The 2,930-nt window shown below is 43.7% G+C and carries 1 protein-coding gene; it reads left to right on the top strand.

Annotated features, from left to right (window positions below):
• Positions 1-938: 938 nt before the first annotated feature.
• Positions 939-2,930 (top strand): calcium-binding protein (locus tag EWV66_RS07610; protein ID WP_502706145.1); only part of this gene is annotated, 1,992 nt, incomplete at its 3' end.

Raw genomic sequence — 2,930 nt, forward strand, 5'->3', positions numbered from 1 at the left:
AAAATAATCTCGTTTTTGGCTATTATATCAAATCTTAACTCAATTGTCTATCTTTTGGTATTAACCTGTTTGTGCCTTAAGTCCTTCCCTGTATGGATTTCAGCTACTTTTGAGCGTAGTTGCTCTCATCGAATTTTATTTGAAGTTAATTATTTGCATAACAATTCCCGAAGAGCCGAAAAGATTTAGACTATCATAAGATGCGCTGAAATTATCCAATTGGCATCAATGAAGATTTTTAGCTCTTTTGTCTCATCTACAAGAATAGCATTTTCCAAAAGTGATAAAAGAGGTGTAAAGTTACTTTATATTAGTTGTCTTTGATAGCTGGGAAATTGTCCTGACGACTTCCCAAATTGCTCCTCACCTGACCCACCGTCCCAACCTCCAGTTGACGAAAGTAGATAGCACCGAGTCGGTTGTCAGCCATCTGATCAGAGGCTTGCAGCGATCGCCTAGTTTTAAATTGAGTTACGCGCAAGCTCAGGTATTTTTATTTGAGCAACGCCAAGAGAGAAAAAGCAGCGCAGACCGTATATCTGTAAAAAATGCTACAATAAGCTAAGATTCCATCAAAGGTTAGATTATCAAACGCCGACTCAGGACTATCAAGGTCGGAAAGCCTCGTTCGATAGTCTGAGCAGAGGCAAGACAATCGGTTAGAACTTATCGACCATCTGAGACTGTCCAATCGTTGGGAGCGACTTCGGGTATGGGTGAGGATATCGATCCGCAATTGTCAGGGTAACACCAAATCCCCCTGATCCAGTGCAGTGGACAAGCCTTCTTGTTCCTAGTGACCACTTCAGCAGTCCCTGATGATAACTGGGTTTTGCTAACTGGATTTAGGATAAACCTGCCTTAGTGCGGTTTTGCCGTTACTTGTCTAACAATTGTTGCTATTTCACTAACTACCTTATTTTTTATAGTTAAAAATTATGGCAAGCAAATCTTATTCGATGGTGCAAAATTACCCAATCGGAACAACCGGAACGGGACTAGATCAAACGGTTGAAAGAATTGGCATAGATCCAGGACTGGCTGGTGCTAATCTCGGCACAAATATTACGGGTGGAATGACGGCGGCTAATGAATTAAATCAGTTAATCTTAGAAGCCAAACAAGCCACTGGAGTTGCTAGTAACGGCATTTTTACTGTCAGTGACGTAACTGCGATTAATGCTTGGATTCGCGCTAACCGTTTAGCAGAATTTACTGCTCTCCACGGCGATGATGACGGCACAACAGAAACAGGGTTTCATTTAGTCCAAAATGACGGAGCGACTCAACAGTATCGCAACCAAAATTTAGTTGATACGGTTTTTGATGGCATTTATCACATTGGTTTCCTAATTGAAAATGGCACCTTTGTCAATGAAGATGGTAACGCCAATGCCACAGTTGCTCAGGTGGCGGATTGGCTAACCCAATTTTATACAGATCGGGCCACAACTAATACCGGACTTGATCGGATTACGGAATTAATTATTGCCGATCAGGGTTTAGCGCAAAATATACCTTGGCAAGAAATTGCTGGCGGTGCTGATGCGGCCAATGGACTGAATGATTTATTAAAAACAGCGATTACCACCTACAATCTCGCCGCCGATGGTTCAATTTCCGAAAGCGATATTGCACAAATTAACAATTGGATTCGCTCTGATGCCACCCGTTATAATACTTTTATTGTTCTGCATGGGGATGATGACGGCACAACAGAAACTGGCTTCCATTTAGTTCAAAATGACGGCGCTCAGACCACATATTTTGCAAAAAACCTAGTTAATACTGTTGCCGACGGAATCTATCATATTGGTTTTGAGATCCAAAATGGGCGGTTTCTCAACGAAGATGGTGCAGCTAATGCCACAGTAAAAGACGTAGCAGATTGGGTAACATATTTTTACGTCGATCAGTCCACCACTGGCACAGGATTAGACAAAATTGTCGATACCATCAAAATTGATACTGGCTTAGCCAAGTGGACAAATGCGGGGGATATTAACGCCGGAGCCGCCGCCGCCGACGGACTTAACCATCTATTAGTAGATGGCATTACTGCTACAGGTATCGCTGCTGATGGCTGGATTACCAGCGATGATATTCGCACCCTCAATCAATGGGTTCGCACTAATCACTATGAAGAATTTGTCCTCCTTCACGGTGATGATGAAGGGGATGAGGAAACAGGCTACCATCTGGTGCAAAATGACGGAGCGACAACTCAATATTTTGGCAAAAATTTAGTCAATACCGTGGCCGATGGACTCTATCATATTGGCTTTACCATCGAAGAAAATCGTCTCGTCAACGAAGACGGCGATGCCAATGCTCGCCTTAACGATGTTGCCAGTTGGCTCAACTATTTCTATCTTCAGAAAACCATTATTTACGGTGATAACTCCAGCGACACGATTACAGGTACGAATCTTGCCGAACACCTGATGGGTTACGGGGGAAACGATATTCTCAATGGTGGCGGCGGCGATGACCTAATCGATGGAGATTGGGGGTCTGACAATTTATCGGGTGGGGTTGGTAATGACCTCCTCTATGGCGGCGCAGACAATGACCAATTAGATGGAGGTGAAGACTCAGACACTTATTATGTCTCCGGTAATCTAGCCGGAGGCTGGTCGAGTTTCCAAGGCTATGACATCTACACCGATACAGGGACCACCGGGGTGGATAAAATTGTGGCTTTGGGTACAGGAGACGTGGACCTAGGGATTCTTTCCTTTAGCGCCAACAGTGGCATTGAAACCATCGACGGGACAGGAGTAACAGGAAAAGTCACCATTGTCGGTGATTGGAGTGACAACACCCTCGACTTCTCTAATACTGCTTTTGTCGGTGACAATATCCAAATCAATGGCTATTGGGGGAATGATAATATCACCGGTAATGCTGCCAATAATTTGATTATTGGT

Source organism: Microcystis sp. M_OC_Ca_00000000_C217Col, from assembly GCF_007095585.1.
Lineage (GTDB): Bacteria > Cyanobacteriota > Cyanobacteriia > Cyanobacteriales > Microcystaceae > Microcystis > Microcystis panniformis.